16 protein-coding genes are annotated in these 20,196 nt (G+C 71.2%); 10 read left to right on the top strand and 6 right to left on the bottom strand.

Annotated features, from left to right (window positions below; translation table 11 throughout):
- The first annotated feature begins 2 nt into the window (after positions 1-2).
- On the top strand, positions 3-617 hold the full coding sequence (locus RM445_RS27140) for a cyclodeaminase/cyclohydrolase family protein (protein ID WP_311559708.1): 615 nt from the start codon (positions 3-5) through the stop codon (positions 615-617).
- A 221-nt stretch (positions 618-838) separates the two neighbouring features.
- On the opposite strand, the gene RM445_RS27135 is transcribed toward RM445_RS27140, so the two are convergent.
- The 6 genes from RM445_RS27135 to RM445_RS27110 are packed head-to-tail and all read right to left on the bottom strand — an operon-like array spanning position 839 to position 9,207.
- The gene (locus RM445_RS27135) at positions 839-2,536 is read right to left on the bottom strand and encodes a formate--tetrahydrofolate ligase (protein WP_311559707.1); all 1,698 of its coding nucleotides are present in this window, start codon (positions 2,534-2,536) and stop codon (positions 839-841) included.
- 34 nt (positions 2,537-2,570) lie between these two features.
- Entirely contained in the window at positions 2,571-3,485 is a 915-nt protein-coding gene (locus RM445_RS27130) for a methylenetetrahydrofolate reductase (protein WP_311559706.1), read from the bottom strand.
- Positions 3,486-3,488: 3 nt separating this feature from the next.
- Positions 3,489-4,463 carry an electron transfer flavoprotein subunit alpha/FixB family protein gene (locus RM445_RS27125; protein WP_311559705.1) on the bottom strand — a complete coding sequence of 325 codons (975 nt, stop codon included), beginning with the start codon at positions 4,461-4,463 and terminating at the stop codon, positions 3,489-3,491.
- Positions 4,460-5,218: an electron transfer flavoprotein subunit beta/FixA family protein gene (locus RM445_RS27120; protein WP_311559704.1), complete on the bottom strand. Its 759-nt coding sequence runs from the start codon at positions 5,216-5,218 to the stop codon at positions 4,460-4,462. Before RM445_RS27120 ends, RM445_RS27125 begins: the two co-directional genes overlap by 4 nt.
- Positions 5,215-7,752 carry a GcvT family protein gene (locus tag RM445_RS27115; protein ID WP_311559703.1) on the bottom strand — a complete coding sequence of 846 codons (2,538 nt, stop codon included), beginning with the start codon at positions 7,750-7,752 and terminating at the stop codon, positions 5,215-5,217. Before RM445_RS27115 ends, RM445_RS27120 begins: the two co-directional genes overlap by 4 nt.
- Positions 7,753-7,767: 15 nt before the next feature.
- Positions 7,768-9,207 carry a trimethylamine methyltransferase family protein gene (locus tag RM445_RS27110; RefSeq protein ID WP_311559702.1) on the bottom strand — a complete coding sequence of 480 codons (1,440 nt, stop codon included), beginning with the start codon at positions 9,205-9,207 and terminating at the stop codon, positions 7,768-7,770.
- Between the two features lie 120 nt (positions 9,208-9,327).
- Between RM445_RS27110 and RM445_RS27105 the strand changes: the two genes are divergently transcribed.
- From RM445_RS27105 to RM445_RS27065, 9 genes are all read left to right on the top strand, one after another.
- Positions 9,328-10,134, top strand: coding sequence for an IclR family transcriptional regulator (locus tag RM445_RS27105; protein ID WP_311559701.1), 807 nt, complete (start codon positions 9,328-9,330; stop codon positions 10,132-10,134).
- Positions 10,131-10,799 (top strand): corrinoid protein, encoded by a 669-nt coding sequence (locus RM445_RS27100; protein WP_311559700.1) that lies wholly within the window; start codon positions 10,131-10,133, stop codon positions 10,797-10,799. Before RM445_RS27105 ends, RM445_RS27100 begins: the two co-directional genes overlap by 4 nt.
- Positions 10,800-10,804: 5 nt before the next feature.
- A complete protein-coding gene (locus RM445_RS27095) occupies positions 10,805-11,698 on the top strand; it encodes a dihydropteroate synthase (RefSeq protein WP_311559699.1) in 894 nt (297 codons plus the stop codon).
- A 2-nt stretch (positions 11,699-11,700) separates the two neighbouring features.
- Positions 11,701-13,614, top strand: a complete 1,914-nt coding sequence (locus tag RM445_RS27090) for an ASKHA domain-containing protein (protein WP_311559698.1) — start codon at positions 11,701-11,703, stop codon at positions 13,612-13,614.
- A gap of 52 nt (positions 13,615-13,666) precedes the next feature.
- A complete protein-coding gene (locus RM445_RS27085) occupies positions 13,667-14,308 on the top strand; it encodes a DUF1638 domain-containing protein (RefSeq protein ID WP_311559697.1) in 642 nt (213 codons plus the stop codon).
- Positions 14,309-14,476: 168 nt separating this feature from the next.
- On the top strand, positions 14,477-15,607 hold the full coding sequence (locus tag RM445_RS27080; RefSeq protein WP_311559696.1) for a quaternary amine ABC transporter ATP-binding protein: 1,131 nt from the start codon (positions 14,477-14,479) through the stop codon (positions 15,605-15,607).
- Positions 15,604-17,592, top strand: a complete 1,989-nt coding sequence (locus RM445_RS27075; RefSeq protein ID WP_311559695.1) for an ABC transporter permease — start codon at positions 15,604-15,606, stop codon at positions 17,590-17,592. Before RM445_RS27080 ends, RM445_RS27075 begins: the two co-directional genes overlap by 4 nt.
- A 15-nt stretch (positions 17,593-17,607) precedes the next feature.
- The gene (locus RM445_RS27070; protein WP_311559694.1) at positions 17,608-18,588 is read left to right on the top strand and encodes an ABC transporter substrate-binding protein; all 981 of its coding nucleotides are present in this window, start codon (positions 17,608-17,610) and stop codon (positions 18,586-18,588) included.
- A gap of 142 nt (positions 18,589-18,730) precedes the next feature.
- The gene (locus RM445_RS27065) at positions 18,731-20,194 is read left to right on the top strand and encodes an aldehyde dehydrogenase family protein (protein ID WP_311559693.1); all 1,464 of its coding nucleotides are present in this window, start codon (positions 18,731-18,733) and stop codon (positions 20,192-20,194) included.
- The last annotated feature ends 2 nt before the right edge of the window (positions 20,195-20,196 follow it).

The following is a 20,196-nucleotide window of genomic DNA, read 5'->3' as shown; positions in this document are numbered from 1 at the left end:
CCGTGCAGAGCTGGAGCATCGACGAGTACCTCGACCGTCTGGCGGCCCACCACCCCACGCCGGCGAGCTCCCACGTCGCCGCGCTCAACCTGGCCCAGGGTGCGGCGCTGCTGACGATGGTGGCCCGGGTCCGCGCCGACCGTGCGGAGGGCGACGTCGCACGGTCCGTGATCGCACGGGCGGGGCACGTGCGGGAGGCGGCACTTCGTCTGGCGGAGGCCGACGCGGCCGTGGTCGACGAGGTCGCCGCCGCGTTCGCGCTGGCCCGGTCCACGGAGGCCGAGCGCGCGCGCCGCGCCGCGGCGATCGCCGACGCCCTGCTCGTCGCCGCGGGTCCACCGGCCGAGCTCGTCACGGTCGGCGCCGAGCTGGTCGAGCTGTGCGAGCGGATGGCCGAGGTCGCGAGCGGGGCTCTGCTCGGGGACGTCGCGGCGGCCGCGGACGTCGCGGCGGCGGCGTTGAGCATCAGCCGCACGAACGTCGAGGCCGACATCGGGCCCCGCCGCGGCACGCCGGAGGCCGAGCGCCTGGTCGCCGTCATCGCGTCCGTCGAGGATCTCCTCGTTCGCGCCGTGACGGTCCGCGACGGGATCCGGGCCCGTCTCGGCGGAAGCTGAGCGCTGTGCGCCTGCGCCCGCACACAGGAACTGACCCGCTCACACCAAGGAAGCCGGGCTGACACCCAGGTCACGACCTGTGTGTGGACCCGGTGTCCTGTGTGTGAGCCCCGCGGTGATCACGTGGCGCCCGTAGGTCCCGAATGCGTCGAGCGGGTCACCACTCGGGTCTCGACCCGACTGGCGACCCGCTCGGCCACGAATGCATCCCCGGCGCGACCTCAGGAGAGGTTGACGATGTTGCCGTTCGCGTCGATGTCGATCAGGTGCGCGGCGGGGGTGGCCCCGAGGCCCGGCATGGTGCGCATGTCGCCGCAGATCGGGTAGATGAACCCCGCACCGACCGAGGCCCGCACCTCCCGCACCGGCAGCCGCCAGCCGGTGGGCGCCCCCTTGAGCGATGCGTCGGACGACAGCGACAGGTGGGTCTTGGCGATGCAGACCGGGAGGTCGCCGTACCCGTTCGCCTCGTAGGTCGCGAGCTGGCGCGAGGCCGTGAGGTCGTAGTCCACCCCGTCGGCGCCGTAGACCTTCGTCGCGATCGTCTCGATCTTCTCTTTCAGCGACGCGGAGTCCGGGTAGAGGAAGTGGAAGTCCGAGGGCTCGTCGGCGGCCTCCGCCACGACCTCGGCCAGCTCCCGCGCCCCGCGTCCGCCATCGGCGAAGTGCGTGCAGACCGCGACCCGCGCGCCCATCTCGGCGGCGATCTCGGCGATGGCCGCGTGCTCGCTGGGGTGGTCGCCGGGGAACGCGTTGATCGCGACGACCGGCGACACCCCGTGCAGCCGGATGTTCTCGATCTGCTTGCGCAGGTTGGCCCCGCCGATGTGGACCTCGTCCGGGTTCTCGGCGAGGAGCGCCTCCGGCAGCGGCCGTCCGGCGACGATCTTGTGCTTCCCCGAGTGGGCCTTGAGCGCCCGCACGGTCGCGACCACCACCGCGGCGTCCGGGGTGAGACCCGACGCCCGGCACTTGATGTTGAAGAACCGCTCGGCGCCCATGTCGGCCCCGAAGCCGGCCTCGGTGACGAGGAACTCGCCGCCGTGGATGCCGATGAGGTCGGCCACCACCGACGAGTTCCCGTGGGCGATGTTGCCGAACGGGCCGGCGTGCACGAGCACCGGGGTGTTCTCGAGCGTCTGCATGAGGTTGGGCTTCAACGCGTCGCGCATGATCACGGTCATGGCACCGGCGCCGCCGATGTCCTCCGCGGTGACCGGCTTGCGGTCCTTCGTGTAGCCGACCACGATCCGCGCGAACCGCTCGCGCATCTCCTGCAGCGAGCGGCTGAGCGCGAAGATCGCCATGACCTCGCTCGCGGCGGTGATGTCGAACCCGGTCTGCCGCGGGATCCCGTCCATCTTGCTGCCGAGGCCGACGATCACGTTGCGCAGCGCGCGGTCGTTGACGTCGAGAACCCGCCGCCAGGTGATGTCGTGCGGGTCGATCCCGGAGTTGTTGCCCTGGTAGAGGTGGTTGTCCAGCACCGCCGACAGCAGGTTGTGCGCCGCGGTGACCGCGTGGAAGTCGCCGGTCAGGTGCAGGTTCAGGACGTCCATCGGGATGACCTGGCTGTAGCCGCCGCCGGCCGCGCCGCCTTTGATCCCGAACGTCGGTCCCATCGACGGCTGCCGGATCGCGACCGTGGCCTGCCGCCCGATCCCGCACAGCGCCTGACCGAGGCCGACGGTGGTGGTGGTCTTGCCCTCGCCCAGCGGCGTCGGCGTGACTGCGGAGACCACCACGTACTTCGCCTTCGGGCGGTCCGCGAGCTCGTCGATCGCCGACAGCTTGATCTTGGCGACGTTCTCGCCGTAGGCCTCCAGCAGGTGGGACCCGATGCCCATGGCGGCGGCCACGTCGCCGAGCGGCTTGAGCGAGGCTGCCTGCGCGATCTGCAGGTCGGGCGGGAAGGGCATCGGGAGTCTCCAGCTCGTTCGGGTCGGAAGTGCGTCAGGCCGTCACACGCAGGCGGTCGCGGTCGTCCATCTCGAAACGGCCGTCACGGATGTCGACCGCCCAGGCGGTGGTGGCCGCGAGCGCGCCGAAGGGGAAGAAGTGGATCCCCCGCAGCAGGCTGGCCGGATCGGCGGCCACCGCGGAAGCGATGCCGACGAGGGTGGCGTCGGGGTGGTGGACGTGGGAGGTGGCGAGCTTGAGCACGCCGCCGGCCTGTTGCCGGAGCACCTTCAGCGACGCGCCCACTCCGCACCGCAGCCCGAAGCGCAGCAGCCGGGTGGGCGAGGTGAGGCCGGGCAGCCCGACGTGCACGGGCGCGTCGACGCCCATCGCCCGGATCCCGCGTTCCCACGCGACGATCGGCTCGGCCGCGAAGGCGAACTGGGTGACGATGTTCAGGTCGAGGCCGCGTCCGCGGGCGATCCGGTACTTCGTCACCAGCGCCCGGTACAGCTCGTCGTCGGCGACGTCGGGATGGCCCTCCGGGTGGCCGACGATCCCGACCCGCACGATGCCGGCCTCCTCGAGGAGGCCCGAGTCGAGCACCTGTGCCGCCTCGTGGAACTCGCCGACCGGAGTGGCCAGCGACCCGGCGAGGACGAGCACGTCCTCGACGCCGACGGCGGTGAGATCGGCCAGCATGCGCCGCAGCGCCGCCCGGTCGGGCACTGCCCGGGCCGCGAGGTGCGGCACCGGCCGCATCCCGGCCTCACGGACCGTGCGGGCGACCGCGACGGTCTCGGCCCACGGCGCGTTCGGCAGGAACGTCAGGTACACGGCCGTTCCGGGGGCCAGCAGCTCCGGCAGCGGCGGGAGGGTCGGCGCCTCGCGCGGGGTGATCTCCACGCTGAACGGCGACAGCAGGTTGTGCAGCGTGGCGCCCAGGTCGGCGGGTCGTATCGGGTCCATGTCTCAGCCCCGCCTACGCCGGATCTCGGCGTTGATCGCGGGAACGACATCGTGCATGTCGCCGATCACCGCGTAGGTCGCCTTCGTCATCATCGGCGCGTTCTCGTCGGTGTTGATCGCCAGGATGGTCTTCGAGCTCGCGCAGCCCGCCCAGTGCTGGATCGCCCCGCTGATGCCGCACGGGATGTAGACGTCGGGGGAGATGCGGCTCCCCGTCTGCCCGATCTGCTCGTGGTGCGGCCGCCAGCCCAGGCTGGTCACCACGCGGGAGACCCCGAGCGCGCCGCCGAGCAGTTCCGCCAGCTCCGACACCTCGCCGAACCCGTTCGACGACCCGGCTCCACGCCCGGCGCCCACCACGACCCGGGCCGAGGTGAGAGCGCCGGCCTGGTCCAGCTCCTGCACGGGCTCCATCGACACGACGCGGGCCACCAGATCCGACTCCGCGACCTCCGGGCTGAACTCCTGCAGCGTCGCCGCCACGGGCTCGCCCTGCCGGGCCTCGACGGCGTGTCCGGCGACGGTGAGCACGGCGGGCCGCTGCGGCAGGTCCATCTCCTCCAGCACGCCTCCGCCCAACACCTGCCGGACGACGCGCAGCGTGCCGCCGTCCGCCGAGACGACCCCGGTGACGTTGGCCGCCATCGGCACGTCCAGCCGGGCCGCGAGGTGCGCCGCGACCTCCATGCCGCGCGGGGTGCCGGGCGCGAGGATGGCGTCGGCATCCCCCGCGGCGGCCTGCACCGCGGTCGCCCACACGGCCCCGCCGAAGGCGTCGAACGCGGCGCCCGTGGCGTGGTGCACCGCCGCCACCCCGTACCCGCCGAGCTCGTCGACCACCTTCTCCGGCAGCGCCCCGACGATCACGGCGTGCACCGGGCCGCCGATCCGCTCGGCGAGGGTGCGGGCGAAGGTGACGGTCTCCAGCGACACCTCGCTCGTGCCGTCGTCGCTGGCCTCCACGAACACGAGGATCATCGCATTACCCCCAGACGCTGCAGCAGGTCGACGACCGCGGGCGCGGCGTCCGGGCCTTCGCCGAGCACCTCGACGGTGCTCGGCTGCGCGGGCGGCAGGGTGAGTCGTACCCGCCCGGATCCCCGTGGCTCGGCCCGTGGCGCCACGGTTTCGATCTTCGCCTTCTTGGCCTTCATCCGGCCCGTGATCGAGGGGTAGCGCGGCTCGACGCCACCCTCGAGCACCGTCACGACCGCGGGCAGGGGCAGCGCGTACGTCTCGACGCCGTCGGGTCCAGCGACCTTGGCCGTCGCCGTCCCGCCCGTCACCTCGACCGTCCGCGCACCGTTCACCACCGGCCGGCCCAGCAGGTGGGCCAGCCGGATGCCGACCTGGAAGTCGCCGGTGTCGGCCGCATCGTTGCCCAGCAGGACCAGGTCGTAGGAGCCGTCCTCGACCACCGCGGCGATCTCGCGGGCCACGTCGGCCGGGCCGAAGGCTGCGGGGTCGTCGGCCTCGATCAGCACCGCGGACGTGGCGCCCACCCCGAGCGCGGAGCGCAGCTGCTCGACGGCGTCGTCCGTGCCGAGGATCAGCACGGTCACCGACCCGCCGTCCTCGGCGACGATCCGCACCGCCAGCTCCACCGCGCAGCTCTCGTGCGCGCTGATGGTGAATCCGAGACCGCGGGCGTCCACCGACTGCCCGTCGGCGGTCAGCGTCACGTCGCCCCCCGTGTCGGGGGCCCGTTTCACGCACACCAGTACGTCGGTCACGCGACTGTGCCTTTCGAGTTCTGGCCTTTGATCCGGTCGTTGGCGGGGTCGAACAACGGGGTCGCGTCGTTGCTGCCGACGGTCACCGGGTAGAGCTCCTCCATGTAGGACACGGCGAGCTGGTTGCCCACGACCGCCTCGTCCGGCGGCAGGTAGGCCATGAGGATGTGCGTGCCGAGCGAGGGCGCCGACCCGGCCGAGGTGACGTACGGGTGGTGGCCGTGGCCGTCGGTCAGCACGCCGCCGCTCGCGGTCAGGATCGGCTCGCCGCCCAGCATGTAGCGCCGGCCGTTGCCGGTGCTGTGGCTGTCGACGGTCAGCGTGCAGAGCACCGACTTCGGTGCCGCCTCGCGCTGGGCCAGGTAGGCGTCGCGGCCCACGAAGTCGGCCTTCTTGACCTTCGGCCGCGCCATCCCGGCCTCGACGACCGTCCGCTCGCCGTCGAGCTCGGCCCCGTAGGCCCGGTAGCCCTTCTCCAGCCGGCCGGTGGTGCCGTAGACGCCGATCCCGGCCGGGACGATGCCGTGCGGCCGGCCGGCCTCCTGCAGCTGCTGCCACAGGCGGGCGCCCTGCTCCATCGGCACGTACAGCTCCCAGCCCAGCTCGCCGACGTAGGAGATCCGCGAGGCCAGCACCGACGTGCTGCCGACCTGGATGTCCCGGCAGGTCAGGAAGCCGAAGCCGGAGTCGGAGACGTCGGCGTCGGTGATGCTGCCCAGGATGTCGCGAGCCCGCGGGCCCCACAGCCCGATCGTCGACCAGGCGGAGGTCACGTCGACGATCTGGGCGCGGCCGTCGGCGGGCAGGTGGTCGGCGAACCACTTGCGGTCGGCCATGCCGTGCGCGCCGCCGGTGACCACGCGGTAGTGGTCGTGCGCCAGCCGCATGACGGTGAGGTCGGAGCGGAAGCCGCCGTGGGGGTCCAGGACAGGGGTGTAGATCACACGGCCGTCGGGGACGTCGGCCTGGGCAACGACGATCCCCTGGACCGCGTCCTTGGCGCCCGGTCCGACGACGTCGAAGATCGCGAACGCGGTCAGGTCGAACATCGCCGCCCGCTCCCGCATGGCCAGGTGCTCGGCGTTGATGATCGGCGACCACCAGCGGGCGTCCCACTCGTGTTCGCGCGGCATGACCTTGTCGCCGTACTCGCCGAGCAGGGCCTCGTTCGAGGCGTACCAGAACGGGCGCTCCCAGCCGGCGGTCTCGAAGAACACCGCGCCGGCCTCCCGCTCGGCCGCGTTCATCGGGGACAGCCGCTTGCCGCGCTCGCCACCCCACTGCTCGCCGGGGTGCACGATGCCGTAGGTCTTGTTGAACGCCTCGGACGTGCGCGAGCGCACGTGCTCGCGGGTGCGCTGGTGGGGGTAGAAGCGGGCGATGTCGGAGTGCGAGACGTCGATCTCGGACCACCCCTGGGTCATCCACTCGGCGACCGCGCGCGCGGTGCCGGGACCCTCCTTGATCCACACCGCTGCGGCCGACCACAGGCCCTTGACCTCGGGGGTCTCCCCGAGGACCGGCAGCCCGTCCGGGGTCTGCGAGAGCAGTCCGTTGATCGCGTAGCGGATCTCGGCGCCCTCGGCCGCGAGCGCGTCCGGCATGAGCTCGAGCGCCTGCTCCAGCTGCGGGTCGAAGTCGTCCGCGGTGAACGGCGCCTCGGTGGGGGAGAGCTTGGCCTTCTCGTTGCTCGGGATGTCCTCGGGCTCCCAGAGGATCGGCCGGTGCGCGTAGGAGCCGACCTCCATGTCGGCGCCGTGCTGGCGCTCGTAGCAGAAGGTGTCCATGTCCCGGACGATCGGGAAGGAGATCTCGCCGGGCCGCTCGGCCAGCTGCGGGATCGGCCCCACGGAGATCATCTGGTGCACGGCGGGGGTCAGCGGGATCGCGGCGCCCGCCATCTTCGCGAGCTTCGGGCTCCAGACGCCGCAGGCGATCACGACGGTCTCGGCCTCGATGTCGCCGCCGGTGGTGCGCACCCGGCGGATGCGGCCCTCCTCGACGTCCATGCCGACCACCTCGACGGTCGGCACGACGGTCAGCGCACCGGTCGCCAGCGCCGCCTCCCGCATGAGCGTGCCGGCCCGCAGCGAGTCGACCACGCCGACCGACGGGCACCAGAACGCCCCGAGGATCTTGTCCTTCTCCAGGAACGGCACCTTCTCGACGACGAAGTCCGGGCTGACCAGCTGAGCCTCGATGCCCCACGCGCGGGCGGAGGACATGCGGCGGCGCAGCTCCTCCATCCGCTCTTCGGTGCGGGCGACCTCGAAGCCGCCGGACTCGGTGAACACACCGAGCTCCTTGTACTGGCGCATCGAGTCCTTGGTCAGGTCGGCCATCTCGCGGGAGTGGTCGACCGGGAAGATGAAGTTCGACGCGTGCCCGGTGGAACCGCCCGGGTTGGGCAACGGGCCTTTGTCGATCTGGACGATGTCGCGCCAGCCCAGACGGGCGAGATGGTGCACGAGGCTGTTGCCGACGATGCCGGCGCCGATGACGACGACGCGGGCGGTGGCGGGGACGTTCGCCATGGGTTGGTCCTCTTCTCAGTCGCCGAGCTCGCGGCGGCGGCGGGTCACGTACTCCGAGAGCTCCTGGCGGATCGCGTCGTCCAGAGGCGGGGGCTCGTACTCGTCCAGCTTCTTGCGCGCGACGTCGCCGGCGCGCGCGGAGGTGTCCTTCGCGCCGTTGCGCATCCACCGGTCGTAGTTGTCCGAGCTGTTCAGGAACGGCCGGTAGAAGCAGGTGCGGAACCGTTCCATGGTGTGGGCGGCCCCGAGGAAGTGGCCGCCGTGGCGGACCTCGTCGTGCGCGTCGAAGGCGAGCGACGCCTCGTCGATCTCCAGGGGGGTGAACTCCTGCTGCAGCATCTCCAGCAGCTGGCAGTCGACGACGAACTTCTCGTAGCCCGCGACCAGCCCGCCCTCCAGCCAGCCGGCCGAGTGCATCACCCAGTTGATGCCCGCGAGGAACGTCGGCATCAGGGTCATGAGCGACTCGTAGCCGGCCTGCGCGTCGGTGGTCTGGCTCGACGTCATGCCGCCCCCGGAGCGCACGGGCAACCCGAAGTGCCGCGCGATCTGCCCGGTGCACAGCAGGCCGACGGCCGACTCCGGTGTGCCGAAGCACGGCGAGCCCGACTGCATGTCGATGTTCGACAGGAACGAACCGAAGACCACCGGGCAGCCCGGGCGGATGAGCTGGGAGAGCGCGATGCCGGTGAGCGCCTCGGCGATCTGCTGGGTCAGCGCCGCCGGGATCGTCACCGGCGACATGGCGCCCATCAGGATGAACGGGGTGATGACGACGGCCTGGTTCGCCTCGCTGTAGGCGATCTGCGACTCCAACATCCGCTCGTCCCAGCGCAGCGGGGAGTTGCAGTTGATCAGCGAGATCGTGGCGGGGGTCTTCTCGATCGTCTCGCGGCCGCCGAAGAGGATCTCGGTCATGGCGATGGTGTCCGCGGCGTTCACGCCGGACACGACGTTGCCCATGTAGATCTTGTCGGTGAGCGTCTGGAGCGCGAACGTCATGTCCAGGTGGCGCGAGTCGAGCGGGGTGTTCTCGGGCTCGCAGATGATCCCGCCCGCGGAGTCGAGCACCGAGAAGCTCTGCGACAGCTTGGTGAAGTTCTCGAAGTCGGCCATCGAGGCGTCGCGGCGGACCTCGCCCTCGCGCACGAACGGCGGCCCGTAGACCGCGCCGAACGCCATGGCGTCGTCCCCGATGTGCACGGTGTTGGCCGGGTTGCGGGCCTGGATGTCGAACGACCGGGGCGCCTTCGCGACCTGCTCAAGCAGGAAGTCCGGGTCGAAGCGGACGACGTCGTCCTCGACCTTCTGGCCGGCCTGGCGGAACAGCTCCAGTGCCCGTTCATTGCCGAACTCGACGCCGATCTCGGAGACCAACCGACGCCAGCCGCCGTCGAGAGTGGCCATGGCGTCGCCGGAAAGGATCTCGTAGCGAGGCATTCCGTTGCGGAACATGCAGTTCTCTCCGCTCGTGACGAGGAACTCCGGCACTTGACGGGCCGGGCGACCGGCGTCACAGTAACCGCAATTGACGGAACAGCGGTTCCACATTGTAGAACTTTGAGGCGGATCTCCATGGCGACGCAGACAGGAAGCCAGGCGGTCGAACGCGCCAGTGCCCTGCTCGGCCTGATCGTCGAATCGGGGACGCCGCGCACCTTCAGCTCGCTGGTCGACGAGACCGGGTTGGCCAAATCCACGACCTCCCGACTCCTGCAGGCGCTGGAGCGCAGCCGGCTGGTGCACCGCGACCGCGCCGGCGCGTTCCGGCCGGGCGCGCTGTTCTCGCTGCACGCCGCCCGGCCGAGCGCCCTGCACGACCTCTCGGAACTCGCTCGCCCCACGATGGAGCACCTCTCGGACCTCTCCCGGGAGACGGTGAACCTCGCCGTGCCGCGCGGCGGTGCGCTCGTGATGATCGACCAGGTCGACAGCCGCTACCTCGTCGGAGCGGTGAACTGGATCGGCGTGGACGTGCCCGCGCACTGCACGGCGCTGGGCAAGGTGCTCTACGCCTTCGGGGCGCTCGCGCTCCCGCTCGGGAACCTGGAACGCCGCACGGCACACTCCCCGGTGGACCGCGCCCAGTTCGACCACGCCCTCGTCGAGGTGCGCCGCCGGGGCTGGGCGGCGTCGCTCGACGAACTGGAGCTGGGACTCACCGCCGTGAGTGCCCCCGTGCGGACCGTCGACGGCACCGTCGTCGCGGCCGTGTCGGTCTCCGGACCGACGAACCGCATCAACGAGTACGGCATCACCCGGCTCGGCGACCTCCTGGTGGCCGAGCTTCGCGGCCTGTCGGCGCTGCTGGGCCACCAACCTCGCCCGGAAGGACGACTTGCGTTGAAAGAAGGTCTGGGCATGAAGGAAGGGTCGGTATGACGGACCACGCCGAGATCCTGCGGGGGCTCTACGACGAGACCCTGGTCGGCAACAAGCCGCGCGTGCTCGAGCTGACCAACGAGGGGCTCGCCAGTGGCCTCACGCCGGAGTCGATGCTCTTCGACGCGCTGATCCCCTCGCTGGAGGAGGTCGGCGCCCGCTTCGAGCGCGGCGACTTCTTCGTGCCCGAGATGCTCGTGGCCGGCAAGGCGATGAGCGGTGCCCTGGACATCCTGCGCCCGCTGCTCGCCGAGACCGGCGCGCAGACCGTCGGGACGTTCCTCATGAGCACCGTCAAGGGCGACGTGCACGACATCGGCAAGAACCTCGTGAACATCATGCTCGAGGGCGCAGGCTTCCACGTGATCGACCTCGGCGTGCAGGTGTCGCCGGAGAAGGTGATCGCCGGGATCCACGAGCACAAGCCGGACATCGTCGGCTTCTCCGCGTTCCTCACCACCACGATGCCGATGTTCAAGGCCAACATCAACGCGCTGCAGAAGGCGGGCCTGCGCGACCAGGTGATCGTGATGGTCGGGGGCGCCCCGGTCACCCAGGAGTACGCCGACGCGGTGGGGGCCGACGGGTACGCCGCCGACGCCGCCACCGCCGTCCGCAAGGCCAAGGAACTGCTCGCCGCCCGCCGCGCCGCCGTAGGAGTCTGACCGACATGTCCGACGTGAAGCACACCGTCATCCGGTCGGCGACCCGCGAGGTCGTCATCGGCTCGGACCAGCCGTTCTGCCTCATCGGCGAGCGGCTGAACCCGACGGGCCGCAAGATCTTCGCCGAGCAGCTCCGCAAGGGCGACCTCTCGCGGATCGCCGTCGACGTCGAGCAGCAGGTCGCGGGCGGCGCGACGATGCTGGACGTCAACATGGGCGTCCCGCTCGCCGACGAGGCCGAGCTGCTCGCCAAGGCCGTCACGATGGTGCAGGAGCTCACCGACCTCCCGCTCTGCATCGACTCTTCGGTCATCGAGGCTCTGGAGGCCGGGCTCGGGGCGTACCGGGGCAAGGCGCTGGTCAACTCGATCACTGGCGAGCGCGAGCGGATGGACGCGATCCTCCCGATCGTCAAGCGGTACGGGGCGGCGGTGATCGCCCTGCCCAACGAGGAGGACGAGATCCCGGACGAGCCCGAGCGCCGGCTGGAAATCACGAAGAAGATCCTCGACGTGGCAGTGGGCGAGTACGAGATCCCGATCGAGGACATCGTCATCGACCCGCTGGCGATGCCGATCGGGGCGGACACCTCGCTGGTCAAGACCACGCTGCGGACCATCGAGTTGATCCACGACGAGTTCGGCCTGAACATGACCCTCGGCGCCGGGAACGTCTCGTTCGGCATGCCCGGACGTGCCGCGCTGGGTGCGGCGTTCCTGCCGATGGCCATGCAGTGCGGGCTGACCAGCGCGATCATGGACGTGCGGGCGCCGCAGATGGTCGAGGCGGTCAAGGCCGCGGACCTGCTGCTCGGCAATGACGACTGGGGCGCCGCGTGGATCGCCCGGTCCCGTGCCGCGGTCGCCGCCGCGAAGGCCGCGGCGGAGCAGACGGCCTGACGGTGAGCGCCCTCCCGGACCCGCCCTCCTCCGATCCGCCCCCGCCGGACCGGGTGAGCATCCGCTTCGAGCCCGACGGGGCCCGCCCGAAAGAGGTGCGGGTCCCCGGCGGGGCCACGCTGTTCGACGCCGCGAGCTGGAACGGCATCGCCGTCGACTCCACCTGCGGCGGGCACGGCACGTGCAAGAAGTGCCGGATGCGGGTCGTCGAGGGCGACGTCCCGGTGTCGCGGCTGGATCCGCGCGCGTTCAGCCCGGACGAGCTGCGCGCCGGCTGGCGGCTGGCCTGCCGCGCGCGGGCCGAGCAGGACCTGCGGGTCGAGGTGCCGCCGCTGGTCACGCGGCCGAAGGCGGCCACGGTCGGCGTCGGGCGCCAGGTGATTCTGCGCCCCGCCGTGCAGAAGCGCTGCGTGACGCTGCCCGAGCCGACGCTGTCCGACCAGCGCACGGACCTCGAGCGCCTGCGCGACGCGCTGCCCGACCTGGAGCTGCGGGTCGGCCTGCCTGCGGTGCGGGACCTGGCCCGGGTGCTGCGTCCCGCGGACGGGGGCGCCGCCGACTTCACCGTGACGGCGGTGGTCGTGGACGACGTGCTCGTCGACGTCGAGCCGGGCGACACCACCGAGCGGCTGTTCGGCATCGCGTTCGACCTCGGCACGACGACCGTCGTCGCGACCCTGCTGGACCTGGCCACCGGTACCCCGGTCGCCGTCGCGTCGCTGCTCAACCCCCAGCAGCCCTACGGCGCCGACGTGATCACCCGGATCAGCGCGACGATGATGGACCCCGACTCGCTCGGCCGGCTCACCGCGCTGGCCCACGAGGGCCTCGACCAGCTCGTCGGCGAGGTGTGCGCCGACGGCGGTGTCGAGCGGCGCGAGGTCTACGAGATCGCCCTGGCAGGCAACGCCACGATGGTCCACCTCGCGCTGGGCATTCCGCCCGAGCCGCTGGGAGTCGCCCCGTTCGTCATGGCGTCGCGGTCCTTCGACGACCTCGTCGCCGCTGACCTCGGCGTCGTCGCCCACCCCCGGGCTCGGGCGTACGTCTTCCCCGCTCTCGGCGCCTACGTCGGCGGCGACATCGTCGCGGGCGCGCTCGCGTCGGGGATGGACCGCGACCGGCGGATCCGGCTGTTCATCGACATCGGCACGAACTGCGAGATCCTGCTGGCCGCCGGCGACCGCCTGCTCGCGACGGCGGCACCCGCCGGGCCGGCGTTCGAGGGCGCGGCCATCCGGTGCGGGATGCGCGCCGCCCCGGGCGCGGTCGAGGGCGTGAAGATCAGCGACGAGGACGTGCTGCTGCAGGTCATCGGCGACGTCGCCCCGGTCGGCCTGGCCGGCTCCGGGCTCGTCGACGCCGTCGCGGCCATGGTCGGCGCCGGCCTGGTCGACGCCTCGGGGCGGTTGGTCGCCGCAGACTCCCCCGGAGTGCCGCCGGGGCTCGCTGCGCGGTTGCGGCTGGTCGGCCAGGAGCGGGTGTTCGTGCTGGCGGCCCGGGGCGCTGAGTCCGGGGCCGAGCTCGGTGAGGACCCGGCCGACTGGCTCTACCTGTCCCAGCGCGACATCCGCGAGCTGCAGTTCGCCAAGGCGGCGATCGCGACGGGCTGGATGCTGCTGCTCGAGGAGCAGGGGCTGACGGCCGCGGACGTCGCCCAGGTGCTGCTCGCGGGGTCGTTCGGCAGCTACCTGTCGCCGTCCAGCGCGGTGCGGATCGGCCTGGTGCCCGAGGTCGCGCTGCTGCGCATCGTCAGCGCGGGCAACGTGGCGGGGGAGGGGGCGAAGATGGCCCTGCTGTCGCTGCGCGAGCGGGCTGCGGCGCAGGCGCTGCTGGAGGAGGTGCACTACGTCGAACTCTCCGACCGCCCCGACTTCAACGACCGGTTCGTCGACCGCCTCGCTTTCCCCGTCTGACGATCGGGGGTCGCGCGCCGGTTCTGTATCGCAGCATGGTGGCTTTGCTGCGGTGGGAGTGCAGCAAAGCCACCATGCTGCATTTCTCGGCGCCCGCGTGGCGGTCGTGGCCTGCGGGGCGATCGCCCGGCACGTCGCCGACGTCGCGACCCGCCGCGACTGGCCCGTCGACGTGCACCCACTGCCGCCGCTGCTGCACAACCGGCCCGACCGGATCGCCGCCGCGGTCGAGCAGCGCGTCCACGAGCTGGCGCCCCGGTACGCGCGCGTCGCGGTCGCCTACGCCGACTGCGGGACCTACGGGGCGTTGGACGACGTGTGCGCCCGGCTCGCGGTGCCCCGGCTGCCGGGCACCGACTGCTACGAGCTGTTCGCCGGGACGGAGCGGATGCGCGCGCTGCTGGAGGCCGAGCCCGGCACCTACGTGCTCACCGACTTCCTCGCGACCTCGTTCCACCGCTCGGTCGTCGTCGAACTCGGCCTCGACCGCTTCCCGGAGCTGCGCGACGACTACTTCGGCCACTACCGCCGCGTCGTCTGGCTGGCCCAGCACCCCACCGCCCGCGTCCGTGCTGCGGCGGAGCGGGCGGCGGGCGCGATCGGCCTGCCGCTGGAGGAGATCGTCGCCGGCGATCAGCTTCTGGAGCTCGCCCTCGCGGAGCTGCTCACCGATTCGACCGATTCGAGCGATTGACCGCCGTTTCGGGGACATGACCTGCATTGGTGAAGCTCATGTCACCGAAACGTCGATCACCGCTGGCTCTGGGTGACACGCGGCCTCAATTCGAACTCAAACCTTGACGTACCCGCCCGGACGGACAGGATCAACGCGAGCCCAGCTCTTTCCCGGTGGAGGACTTCGATGACATCGTCCGCACACGACGCCGCGCTGGCCGTCGACAGCCTGTGGAAGATCTTCGGGAGCGGAGCCGACAAGATCATCGGCAGCCCCGATGCGGACCTGTCGCGCAAGGACCTCCAGGCCAAGACCGGCTGCGTGATGGCCGTCAAGGACGTCTCGTTCGAGGTGTCGCCCGGCGAGGTGTTCGTGGTGATGGGCCTGTCCGGCTCGGGCAAGTCCACCCTGATCCGGCTGCTCACCCGGCTCATCGAGCCGACCTCCGGGCGCGTGGTGATGAACGGCGAGGAGATCACCGGCGCGTCCGACGTCGAGCTCCGCGAGCTGCGCAGGCGCCACGTGTCGATGGTGTTCCAGCACTTCGGCCTGCTGCCGCACCGCAAGGTGATCGACAACGTGTCCTACCCGTTGGAGGTGCGCGGCGAGGACAAGGCGAAGCGCCGCGCCCGGGCCAAGGAGATGGTCGACCTGGTGGGGCTGACCGGGTACGAGGACTCCTACCCCGACCAGCTCTCGGGCGGCATGCAGCAGCGGGTCGGGCTGGCCAGGGCACTGGCCGTCGACCCGCAGGTGCTGATGTTCGACGAGCCGTTCTCCGCGCTCGACCCGCTGATCCGCCGGGACATGCAGAACGAGGTCATCCGGCTGCACCACGAGGTCGGCAAGACGATGATCTTCATTACGCACGACCTGCAGGAGGCGCTCAAGCTCGGCGACCGGATCCTGATCATGCGCGACGGGGAGATCGTGCAGATCGGCACGCCCGCCCAGGTGGTGGGCGCGCCCGCGGACGACTACGTGCGCGACTTCGTCTCCGAGGTGCCGCGGTCGCACGTGCTGACGTTGCGGTGGGTGATGCGGCCGCCGCGTCCCGGCGAGGCGCTCGACGGTCCGGCGATGCCCGCCGACCGGATCATCCGCGACGCCGCGCGCGGAGTGCTCGACGCCGACCGGCCGGTGCGCGTCTTCGACGGCGACGAGATGGTCGGCGTGGTCGACGACGAGGCGATCCTGCGCGTGGTGGTGGCCGAGGACGAGCCCATCGAGGAACCCGCGGGCGCCGACCGCCCGACGACGGCGGACACGCACGTGTCGGCCCGGCACGACCCGGTCGAGCAGGCGGCAGGGCGATGACCACGACGCTCGAGCGGCCGACCGCCCCTCCGGGCGGCGGTGACCGGAAGAGGCGGATGCCGGGCAACGGCCGGCTGCTGCTGGGCGTGCTCGTGGTCTGGGTGCTCGGCTGGGCGATCTTCCAGGGCACGGCGACCCTGGAGATCGGCGGCGCCGACCTGACCGATTTCCACCTCTGGCTCAACAGCATTCGCGACGGGTTCGACCAGGCCCGCGCGGGCAGCTTCTTCTTCGAGTACGTCATCGGCGGTATCAGTGCGGTCATCGACGCGACCGTCACCGGCCTGCGAGATCTGCTCAGCCAGCCGTCCTTCCCGCGGCCGGTGCCGGAGATCGGGTGGCTCGGCGTCGTCGCGATCTTCAGCTGGCTGGCCTACGCGCTGGCCGGGTTGCGCTCGGCGGTGATGGTGCTGGTCGGGCTGCTGCTCTTCGGCTTCCTCGGCTACTGGGAAGACAGCATCGACCTGCTGATCGTCACGTTGGTGGCGGTGCTGGTGTGCGTGGTCATCGGGATCCCGATGGGCATCTGGATGGCCCGCAGCCGTCGGGCCACCGCGGTGCTCACGCCCATCCTGGACGCGATGCAGACCATGCCGTCGTTCGCCTACCTGGCCCCGCTGGTACTGCTGTTCGGCATCGGCCCGGCCTCGGCCGTGGTCACGACACTGATCTACGCGCTGCCGCCGCTGGCCCGGATCACCGCGCACGGCATCCGCTCGGTGTCCCCGACGACCATCGAGGCCGCGCGCTCGATGGGCACCAGCCGCTGGCAGATCCTGCGCACGGTTCAGCTGCCGATGGCCCGGCGGACCATCATCGTGGGCCTGAACCAGTGCACGATGGCCGCGCTGTCCATGGCCACCATCGCGGCCCTGATCAACGGACCGGGGCTGGGGCAGCCGGTGGCCCAGGCGCTGCAGAGCCTGGACATCGGCAACGCCTTCGTCAGCGGCATCGCCATCGTGATCATGGCCATCGTGCTGGACCGCACCACCACCGCGGCCAGCGAACGGGCCGAGGTGGCCACCCGCAGAGGCGGGACTCCGCGCAGCCGGAGGATCGGGCTCATCGCGGGCGGGGTCGTCGCGCTGGTCTGCGTCTACCTGTCCCGGCTGTACATCCAGCTGGCCCAGTTCCCGGCGGAGCCCGATCTCGGCACGCCACTGGCGGCCGGGGTCACCGCGTTCACCGATGCCCTGGTGCGTGCGGTGTCCGGCCTCACCAGCGCGCTCACCAGCGTCGTCAGCACGGTGCTGCTCAACCCCCTGCAGTCGCTGCTCGCCGGCTCGCCGTGGTGGCTGATGTTCCTGGTCCTGCTCGCCGTCGCGTACCTGGCGGGCGGCTGGCGCCCGACGGCGATCGCCCTGGTCTGCCTGCTGGTCATCCTGGGCACCGGGCTGTGGAACGAAGCGATGAAGACGCTGACCACCACCATCGTCGCCACCTTGGCGGTGATCCTCGTCGCGCTGGTCATCGGGGTGTGGATGGGCCGCAATCGACGCGCCGACACGGCTGTGCGGCCGATCCTGGACGCCTTCCAGACCATCCCGCCGTTCGTCTACCTGGTGCCCGCACTGGCGCTGTTCGGGCCCACCCGGTTCACCGCGATCGTCGCCGCGGTCGCGTTCGGGGTGCCGGTGGCCACCAAGCTGATCGCCGACGGCATCCGGGGCGTGTCCCCGACCTCGGTGGAGGCTGCGCGCGCCTCCGGCACCACGGCCTGGCAGATGATCAGCAGGGTGCAGCTGCCGATGGCGCGGGCCGCCGTGGTGCTGGCGTCCAACCAGGGGTTGCTGAACGTGCTGTCGATGGTGGTCATCGGCGGTCTGGTCGGCGGGGGCGGGCTCGGCTACTACGTGGTCGCCGGGTTCTCGCAGGGCCAGCTGTTCGGCAAGGGGCTGGCCGCAGGCATCGCCATCACGGCCCTGGGGATCATGCTCGACCGAGTCGCCCAATACGCCGCGGCCCGTTACGGCCGGCGCTGATCAGGAGGAACCCTCGTGGAACTGAGAGCTGTGCGACGCGTCGCGCTCATGGCGGTGCTGGGCCTGTCCCTGGCCGCCTGCGGTGGCGGCAACATCCAGAACGCCCCGGCGCCCAGCGGCGGCGGAGGCCAGGCCGCGAGCTGCGGCAAGCTCAACATGGCGATCAACCCCTGGGTCGGCTACGAGGCGTCCGCGCACGTGGTCGGCTACGTCGCCAAGAGCAAGCTCGGCTGCGAGGTCGAGTACAAGAACGTCAAGGAAGAGGTCGCCTGGCAGGGAATGGGCAACAGCGAGGTCGACGTGGTGATCGAGAACTGGGGCCACCCGGACCTCGTGCAGAAGTACATCACCGACCAGAAGACGGCCCAGGACGCCGGGGTGAACGGCAACGTCGGCGTCATCGGCTGGTACGTCCCACCGTGGATGGCGCAGCAGTACCCGGACATCACCGACTGGAACAACCTCAACAAGTACGCCGACCTGTTCAAAACCACGGAGTCGGGCGGGCAGGGGCAGTTGCTGGACGGCGACCCGTCGTTCGTCACCAACGACGAGGCACTGGTCAAGAACCTGAACCTGAACTACAAGGTCGTGTACGCCGGCAGCGAGGCCGCGTTGATCCAGGCGTTCCGCCAGGCCGAGGCGAACAAGAAGCCGCTGCTCGGCTACTTCTACGAGCCGCAGTGGTTCATGTCCGAGGTGCCTCTGGTCAAGGTGAACCTGCCGCCGTACACCGAGGGGTGCGACGCCGACCCGGCGAAGATCGCCTGCGACTACCCGAAGTACGACCTGAACAAGATCGTCGCAACCAAGTTCGTCGAGGCCAACGGCCCGGCCTACAAGCTGGTCAAGGCGTTCAAGTGGACGAACGACGACCAGAACCTGGTCGCCAAGTCCATCGCCGAGGACAAGATGGACCCGGACCAGGCCGCGCAGAAGTGGGTCGACGCCAACCCGGACAAGGTCAACGCCTGGCTCCAGGCCGCGCAGGCCTAAGCATGTCCTGTGAGTTCCCGCCGCCGCGAAGCAAGGCGGGGACTCACAGGTGGAGTCACTGAGCCGCGAGGGGCGCCCGTGTCCGAGAACTTCGGGCACGGGCGCCGCTCGATCCCGCTTGAGGTGAAAGGACGATCGCCGCGTGCCGAACCAGTTCGTGGACGGGAAGTGGACCGCCGGCTCCGGCGGGACCGTCGAGGTGCTCAACCCGTTCGACGCGAGCGTCGTCGAGACGGTCGACCAGGCCGGTCCTGACGACGTCGAGGCCGCCGTCGCCGCTGCCCGCGCCGCGTTCGACGATCCCCGGGGCTGGCGGGCCACCTCGGTCGTGCACCGGGCCGGGCTCCTGCGCCGCATCGCGGACCTGCTCCAGCGCGACAAGGAGCACATCGCGCGCATCGAGACGCTCGACACCGGCAAGACCCTCGGTGAGAGCCGGATCGACGTCGACGACGTGACGGCGGTGTTCCGCTACTACGCCGACCTCGCCACCACCCAGGAGGGCCGGACGGTCGACGTCGGGCTGCCGCACGTCCTCTCCCGCATCGCGCACGAGCCGGTCGGGGTGTGCGTGCTGATCACCCCCTGGAACTACCCGCTGCTCCAGCTGTCGTGGAAGCTCGCCCCCGCGCTCGCCGCCGGGTGCACCTGCGTGATCAAGCCGACCGAGGTGACGCCGCTGAGCTCCGTGCTGCTCGTGCGGCTCGCCGAGGAGGCGGGCGTCCCGCCCGGCGTGGTGAACGTCCTGCTCGGTACCGGCCCCGATGTCGGGGCACCGCTCACCGAGCACCCGGACGTCGACATGGTCAGCTTCACCGGCGGCCTCGCCACCGGGCAGGCGATCATCCGGGCGTCCGCGGCCACCGTGAAGCGGGTCGCGGTGGAGCTGGGCGGCAAGAACCCGAACATCGTGTTCGCCGACTGCGACTTCGAGACCGTCGTCGACAACGCGCTCACCGCCGTCTTCCTGCACTCCGGGCAGGTGTGCTCCGCGGGCGCGCGGCTGATCGTCGAGGAGTCGATCGCCGACGACGTCGTCGCCGAGCTCGCCGTGCGCGCCGACGCGATCCGGATCGGCAACGGGCTCGACCCGGCCAGCCAGACGGGCCCGCTCGTCTCCGCGGCCCACCGGGCCAAGATCGAGGACTTCGTCGCCTCGGCCCGGGCGGAAGGCGCCGAGGTGCTGGCGGGCGGCTGCCGCCCTGACGACCCCGAGCTGGCGCACGGCTACTTCTACCGCCCCACCGTGCTGGACGGCTGCCACCGCGGCATGCGGGTCGTCCGGGAGGAGACGTTCGGACCGCTGCTGACCGTCGAGCGCTTCAGGACCGAGGACGAGGCGATCGCCCTGGGCAACGACACCACCTACGGCCTGGCCGGAGCGGTCTGGTCGGCCGACACCGCGCGGGCCCACCGGGTGGCCGGTGCCCTGCGCCACGGCACGGTGTGGATCAACGACTTCGGCCCGTACGTCCCGGGAGCCGAGTGGGGCGGCATGAAGCGCTCGGGCAACGGCCGCGAGCTGGGCCCGACGGGGCTGCACGAGTACCAGGAGCAGAAGCACATCTGGCACAACACGGCCCCCGCGCCGGCGCGGTGGTTCTAGCC

The organism is Pseudonocardia charpentierae, assembly GCF_031845345.1.
Lineage (GTDB): Bacteria > Actinomycetota > Actinomycetes > Mycobacteriales > Pseudonocardiaceae > Pseudonocardia > Pseudonocardia charpentierae.
Note: the sequence above shows the minus strand (reverse complement) of the source record. Positions and strands in the feature narration are given on the sequence as shown.

Bases quoted from the DNA above. Each gene is read 5' to 3' on its own strand.
- RM445_RS27135 (WP_311559707.1), bottom strand. From the start codon at position 2,536: ATGCCCTTCCCGCCCGACCTGCAGATCGCGCAGGCAGCCTCGCTCAAG.
- RM445_RS27130 (WP_311559706.1), bottom strand. From the start codon at position 3,485: ATGGACCCGATACGACCCGCCGACCTGGGCGCCACGCTGCACAACCTG.
- RM445_RS27125 (WP_311559705.1), bottom strand. From the start codon at position 4,463: ATGATCCTCGTGTTCGTGGAGGCCAGCGACGACGGCACGAGCGAGGTG.
- RM445_RS27115 (WP_311559703.1), bottom strand. From the start codon at position 7,752: ATGGCGAACGTCCCCGCCACCGCCCGCGTCGTCGTCATCGGCGCCGGC.
- RM445_RS27110 (WP_311559702.1), bottom strand. From the start codon at position 9,207: ATGTTCCGCAACGGAATGCCTCGCTACGAGATCCTTTCCGGCGACGCC.
- RM445_RS27105 (WP_311559701.1), top strand. From the start codon at position 9,328: ATGGCGACGCAGACAGGAAGCCAGGCGGTCGAACGCGCCAGTGCCCTG.
- RM445_RS27100 (WP_311559700.1), top strand. From the start codon at position 10,131: ATGACGGACCACGCCGAGATCCTGCGGGGGCTCTACGACGAGACCCTG.
- RM445_RS27095 (WP_311559699.1), top strand. From the start codon at position 10,805: ATGTCCGACGTGAAGCACACCGTCATCCGGTCGGCGACCCGCGAGGTC.
- RM445_RS27080 (WP_311559696.1), top strand. From the start codon at position 14,477: ATGACATCGTCCGCACACGACGCCGCGCTGGCCGTCGACAGCCTGTGG.
- RM445_RS27075 (WP_311559695.1), top strand. From the start codon at position 15,604: ATGACCACGACGCTCGAGCGGCCGACCGCCCCTCCGGGCGGCGGTGAC.